At 39.8% G+C, this 6,200-nt stretch carries 5 protein-coding genes and 2 tRNA genes; 6 read left to right on the top strand and 1 reads right to left on the bottom strand.

The features are described from left to right. Positions 1–100 precede the first annotated feature (100 nt). The gene (gene cysK / locus CWB76_RS17460) at positions 101–1,069 is read right to left on the bottom strand and encodes a cysteine synthase A (RefSeq protein WP_138609305.1); all 969 of its coding nucleotides are present in this window, start codon (positions 1,067–1,069) and stop codon (positions 101–103) included. A 377-nt stretch (positions 1,070–1,446) separates the two neighbouring features. On the opposite strand from cysK, the gene CWB76_RS17465 reads away from it, so the two are divergent. From CWB76_RS17465 to CWB76_RS17490, 6 genes are all read left to right on the top strand, one after another. Further along, positions 1,447–2,598: a dicarboxylate/amino acid:cation symporter gene (locus tag CWB76_RS17465; RefSeq protein ID WP_010391481.1), complete on the top strand. Its 1,152-nt coding sequence runs from the start codon at positions 1,447–1,449 to the stop codon at positions 2,596–2,598. 167 nt (positions 2,599–2,765) lie between these two features. Beyond that, entirely contained in the window at positions 2,766–3,416 is a 651-nt protein-coding gene (gene uvrY / locus CWB76_RS17470; protein WP_010391483.1) for a UvrY/SirA/GacA family response regulator transcription factor, read from the top strand. A gap of 9 nt (positions 3,417–3,425) precedes the next feature. Continuing rightward, positions 3,426–5,249, top strand: a complete 1,824-nt coding sequence (uvrC, locus tag CWB76_RS17475) for an excinuclease ABC subunit UvrC (RefSeq protein WP_055013395.1) — start codon at positions 3,426–3,428, stop codon at positions 5,247–5,249. Between the two features lie 42 nt (positions 5,250–5,291). Further along, entirely contained in the window at positions 5,292–5,837 is a 546-nt protein-coding gene (pgsA, locus tag CWB76_RS17480) for a CDP-diacylglycerol--glycerol-3-phosphate 3-phosphatidyltransferase (protein WP_036933597.1), read from the top strand. Positions 5,838–5,978: 141 nt separating this feature from the next. Further along, positions 5,979–6,054 (top strand) — tRNA-Gly (locus CWB76_RS17485). Positions 6,055–6,082: 28 nt separating this feature from the next. After that, positions 6,083–6,156 (top strand) — tRNA-Cys (locus CWB76_RS17490). Positions 6,157–6,200: the final 44 nt, after the last annotated feature.

The raw sequence follows: 6,200 nt of genomic DNA on the forward strand, positions 1-6,200 counted from the left end.
GAGAAGATGTAAAGAGGATAGCACCGAATAGTTGCCAACTTATTAAAAAAGCAATAAAAAAGGATGTTAAAAAACATCCTTTTTTAATAATGTCGTTCGATTACTGAACAAGCTCTTGCTCAGAAAACTCTTCATCAAACATTGGGCTTGATAAGTAGCGTTCTGTAGCGCTTGGTAAAATAACCACAATATTTTTATCTGCGTTTTCAGGACGTTCAGCAATTCGTTTTGCTGCAACCACAGCTGCACCCGAAGAAATACCGACTAAGATCCCTTCTTTTTTCATTAGCTCATGACACATTGCGATACATTCTTCATTAGACACTTGCTCTACGCCATCAATAATTGATAAGTCTAAATTCCCAGGAATAAAGCCCGCGCCAATGCCTTGTATCTTATGTGGCCCTGGTTTTACTTCTTCACCAGCAAGTGTTTGGCTAATAACTGGCGAATGGCTTGGCTCTACAGCTATTGATTTTACATTTAAGCCTTGTTCTTTTTTAAGATAACGACTTACGCCTGTAATCGTACCGCCAGTACCAACACCTGCAACAAAGAAATCGATTTCGCCATCGAGTGCATTAAAGATTTCCGGACCCGTTGTTTCAAAGTGAATTTTTGGGTTTGCCGGGTTTTCGAACTGTTGTAGCAAAATAAACTTATCTGGGTCTGCTGACTGAATTTCTTTGGCTTTAGCAATAGCGCCATTCATACCCTTAGCGCCATCTGTGAGTACTAGATTAGCACCCAGTGCCTTTAATAGTTTACGACGTTCTAAGCTCATGGTGTTTGGCATTGTAAGCGTTAGTTTGTAGCCGCGAGAAGCAGCAACAAATGCCAATGCAATACCCGTATTACCTGATGTTGGCTCTATAAGCTCTTTATCTTTGGTAAGTTGACCTGATTTTTCAGCTTCCCAAATCATTGATGCACCAATACGGCATTTGATACTAAAGCTAGGATTGCGTGATTCAACTTTAGCGTATACATTCCCACCTGTAACACGGTTAAGTTTTACCAACGGTGTGTTACCGATGCTTAGTGAGTTATCTTCAAAAATAGTAGACATAATGTTCCTTTAGGTACAATCTGATCAACACGTTAACAGCTGCTCTATTAACTTTATAAGCCTACTTTACTGTGAGATAAAAAAAGTTAAAGTAAGCTTTGGCTATAACATATATTAATTACGCTTATAACGGATTGAACTAAAAACTCAATCTGTTAATTTTTTAGTTATTAAAAAGGCGAACTTGAGATCATTTGTTCGTTTTTAACTTTGTACTTTATCCTTTGTTTATGTAGTCGTTATTTAAACAAATCAACACAACACACTTATATTTTGTTGGTTAATTGTGCAAATGAACTGCGGTTGAACAGTTTATTGACACAAACTATTCAAAACATGGTAAAAACACATTATCTAAATTCAATAAAGTAATCACCATGAAGTTAATCTTAAAATTAATTGCCGGTATTGTGGCCGGTATTTTAGTCGGGCTCTACATTCCCTTAACTGGCGTTGAGCTTTTATACACAGTAAAAGAGCTTATCGGCCAGCTTATTAGTTTTACAATTCCACTGATTATTTTATTTTTTATTGCCTCAGGGATTGCCGGGCTTCCGAAAGGGTCAGGGCACCTACTGGGGAAAACGGTGGGTTTTGCATATGGCTCAACAATTATAGCTGGTACTTTAGCGTTTTTATTAGTGACAGCGGTTATTCCGTTTTTAAGCGGCGGGATTTCATTTGAAGCTGAAGCCGTGACCGAAGTAGGTAGCTTTATTGACTTAGAAATTCCACCGTTAATGGGTGTAATGACTGCTTTAGTCACAGCCTTTGTATTTGGTATTGGTATGAGCCAGCTTGGCTTAGACACATTAAAAACTGTGTCAGATCAGGGGCGCGATATTATTGATGGTTTACTTTCAAAAGTAATTATTCCGGCATTACCGTTTTACATTGCGGGTGTATTTGCTGAAATGACTGTAGCAGGCACCGTTGTTGATACATTACAAGCATTTGGTGTAGTACTTATTGCTGCATTAGTGATGCATTGGTTATGGTTGAGTGTTTTATACATTACCTCAGGCCTATTACTTAAGCGTAATCCTATTGAGCTAATTAAAAATATGTTACCTGCGTACTTTACTGCATTAGGAACCATGTCGAGTGCGGCAACCATTCCAGTATCTTTGCAATCAAGTAAAGCAAATAACGTTAAAGAGGATGTAGCTAACTTTACCGTGCCATTATGCGCCACTATTCATCTATCAGGTTCAACAATTACAATAGTTACCTGTGCTATGGCTGTGATGTTTTTATCGCCTAGCATGGAAGTACCTTCATTAATGGCTATGTTGCCATTCATTATGATGTTAGGTGTAGTGATGATTGCAGCGCCAGGTGCACCAGGTGGTGCAGTAATGTCGGCGTTAGGTTTATTAACTAGCATGCTTGGTTTCAACGAAGGTGCGGTGGCACTAATGATTGCACTTTACCTAGCGCAAGATAGCTTCGGCACTGCGTGTAATGTAACTGGCGATGGTATTATTGCTTTATGGGTAGACCGTTTTAGTGAAAAAGCGTCAGCATAAATCATTGGGGCGTATTTACCTGCTATAGGTAAATACGCTTTTAATCATATCGGTCATGAAGACCGATGGCGAAAGCATAATATTAGTTATGGTTTCGTCGTATCTATGCTAATGTTGAATATTAAATTTGTTAACTTGCATCTTATTAGGCTAGTGAGGGTGTTCCATTGATTAACGTACTTTTAGTTGATGACCATGAACTTGTGCGCACAGGGATCAGACGTATTCTTGATGATATACGTGGTTTTAAAGTAATAGGTGAAGCTAAAACAGGCGAAGAGGCTGTGCAGTTTTGTCGTCAGCATGCGCCAAATATAGTGTTAATGGATATGAACATGCCTGGTATGGGTGGGCTTGAGGCAACTAAAAAGATTTGCCGTTACTGCCCTGATGTAAAAATTATTGTGCTTACTGTTAATTGCGAAGACCCATTTCCAAGTAAGGTCATGCAAATTGGTGCTCATGGCTTTTTAACCAAAGGTGCTGGATCTGATGAAATGGTTCGCGCTATACGCTGTGTGCATGCAGGACAACGCTATATTGCTCCAGAAATAGCGCAACAGATTGCACTTGCGCAGGTAACCGGGCGTACCGATGAAAACCCATTTCAAAGCCTATCCGAGCGTGAACTACAAATTATGCTGATGATCACCAAAGGTGAAAAAGCACAGGATATTGCTGATCGCTTAAATTTAAGTTCTAAAACAGTAAACAGTTATCGCTATCGCATGTTTGAAAAGCTTAACGTAGGAGGCGATGTAGAGCTTACTCATTTAGCCATACGTTACAAAATGATTGATATAGATATCTCTTACTAGTCGGTATATATGTCTGAATTTGATCATGTCCAGTTTTTAAAAACATTATCGAGTGAGCCTGGCGTTTATCGCATGCTCGATAATGACAACCAAGTTATCTATGTCGGTAAAGCTAAAAGTTTAAAAAAGCGGGTAAGTAGTTACTTTCGTAGTAATATAACCGATAGTAAAACCCGTGTTTTAGTAAGTAATATTTGTAATATTGAAGTCACGCTTACTAATACAGAGACAGAAGCTTTACTGCTCGAAAACAACCTCATTAAAAAATATCAGCCACGTTATAATATTCTGTTACGTGATGATAAGTCGTACCCTTATATACTGCTCACTAATCATAAGCATCCTCGCTTAGCCTTTCATCGTGGTAGCAGAAAAGTAAAAGGTGAATATTTTGGTCCGTTTCCAAGCGCGGGGGCGGTTTCAGAAAGTTTGCGCTTAATGCAAAAAATATTTCCGGTACGTCAATGCGAAGATGCCTACTACCGTGCCCGTAGTCGACCTTGCTTACAGTATCAATTAAAACGTTGTTCTGCGCCGTGTGTTAATAAAGTCTCTGAAGATGAATACGCGCAGCAAGTTGATTATGTCCGCAAGTTTTTAACTGGTAAATCTCATGAAGTAATAGCCGATCTCATTGCTAAAATGGAAAAAGCCAGTGAGCAGCTTAATTTTGAACTTGCAGCTAAAGTTCGCGACCAAATTATGTTGCTGCGTAAAATGCAGGAGCAGCAATCTATCTCTGGCAATTTTGCGGAAATGGATGTGGTCGGCTTTGCCCATTTAAACGGTTTAAATGGGATTCATCTATTAATGATTCGCGATCATAAAGTGCTGGGTAGTAAAACTTATTTTCCAAAGGTGCCTAAAGACTCACAAGAGCAAGAAATTTTAACCTCTTTCTTAGGCCAGTATTATTTAGCTCCAGGTGCGACAGGGCGCATTGCTAAAGAAATCATTTTACCATTTGAAATAGAAGAAAGTGATGCACTAGGTGAAGCCTTGACCCAAATTAGTGAACGTAAAGTATCGCTTAAAGTGGTTACCCGTGGTGAGCGAGCACAGTACTTACAGTTAGCGAATAAAAATGCATTAAATAGCATTACGGTTAAGCAAAGCACTCAAGACTCGATAAACAAGCGTTATGCGCAATTAAAGGCTACTTTGCGTCTTGATGATATTAATCGCATGGAATGTTTTGATATCAGTCACACCATGGGTGAAAACACAGTGGCCAGTTGTGTTGTATTTGATTCTCAAGGCCCTAACAATAAAGAGTATCGTCGTTATAACGTGACCGGTATTACCGGTGGTGATGATTACGCCGCTATGGAATTTGCACTAAACAAACGTTACAACAAGTTGGTTGATGAGGAGAAAATTCCCGATGTTATTTTTATCGATGGTGGTAAAGGTCAATTAGGTAGAGCAGAGCAATATTTCGAAAACTGGCCGCATTCAAAAATGCCGCTATTAGTCGGTGTTGCAAAAGGCACTAGCCGTAAGCCGGGTCTTGAAACCTTGCTTATAGATGGCGGGCGTAAAACAATTCCTATGGATTCTGATGCACCAGCGCTTCATTTGATCCAGCATATACGCGATGAATCCCATCGTTTTGCAATTGCAGGGCACCGTAATAAGCGGCAAAAACAACGCACTCAGTCATTATTAGAGGAAATAGATGGCGTAGGTTCAAAGCGTCGACAAACATTATTAAAATATTTAGGGGGCATGCAAGGTGTAAAAGCTGCTAATATAGAACAGCTAAAGAAAGTTCCTGGGATCAGTCCTGACATGGCTGAGAAGATATTTAACCATTTGCATGACAAGGGCTAGCCCTATGTGCGAATATAGAAAAAAAGACATATCCAAGTAGTTATGTGGAATATTCCAAACACACTCACAACGTTTAGACTCTTTCTTATCCCCATTTTTTTGGTGATATTTTATATGCCTTATTCATGGGCGTTCTTTGTTGCTGCCTTTATTTTTTGGCTGGCTTCGATCACAGATATACTTGATGGCTATTTAGCCCGTAAACTTGAGCAATCAACGCCTTTTGGTGCATTTTTAGACCCGGTTGCTGATAAAGTAATGGTGTGTGCTGCCTTGGTTGCATTATCTGAGCATTACCAATCTTTGTATATGACTATTCCCGCGCTTATTATTATTAGCCGTGAAATTGTTATATCGGCGCTACGCGAATGGATGGCTGAACAGGGGAAACGCGGTAACGTAGCTGTATCCGATATGGGTAAGTTAAAAACTGCAGCTCAAATGTTAGCCATTATCGGTTTAATTTGGCAGTACGATAGCTGGATGATGTATTTAAGTTATGGCTTGCTTTATATAGCCACATTTTTAACGCTTAGTTCTATGGTGCAATATTTAGTTGCAGCATGGGGAGAATTGACCAAAAATTGATTGTAAACGTCTAATAACGCACCATTTTAGATAAAAAATAATCAAACAGTTCAAAAGTAGCATTTTTTGTGTTGACGCGTTTAATAATCTCTGTAGAATGCGTCCGTGTTGAGAGGGCATAGCCCCCTAGATAAACATAAAGCGGCACTAGCTCAGTTGGTAGAGCGCGACCTTGCCAAGGTCGAGGTCACGAGTTCGAGCCTCGTGTGCCGCTCCAGTTTATCTTAAAGCTAACCTAGTATTGAGGCGGAATGGCAGAGTGGCCATGCACCGGATTGCAAATCCGTTTACCCCGGTTCGACTCCGGGTTCCGCCTCCAATCAACACTCCACACGCTTTAATTAGCAAACTCGATGCCCGAGT

The organism is Pseudoalteromonas sp. S1609, from assembly GCF_005887255.1.
In the GTDB taxonomy this organism is placed as follows: domain Bacteria; phylum Pseudomonadota; class Gammaproteobacteria; order Enterobacterales; family Alteromonadaceae; genus Pseudoalteromonas.

What these genes read in the sequence shown, in the direction of transcription:
- cysK (WP_138609305.1), bottom strand. Translation starts at nt 1,069, where the DNA reads ATGTCTACTATTTTTGAAGATAACTCACTAAGCATCGGTAACACACCG.
- CWB76_RS17465 (WP_010391481.1), top strand. Translation starts at nt 1,447, where the DNA reads ATGAAGTTAATCTTAAAATTAATTGCCGGTATTGTGGCCGGTATTTTA.
- uvrC (WP_055013395.1), top strand. Translation starts at nt 3,426, where the DNA reads ATGTCTGAATTTGATCATGTCCAGTTTTTAAAAACATTATCGAGTGAG.
- pgsA (WP_036933597.1), top strand. Translation starts at nt 5,292, where the DNA reads ATGTGGAATATTCCAAACACACTCACAACGTTTAGACTCTTTCTTATC.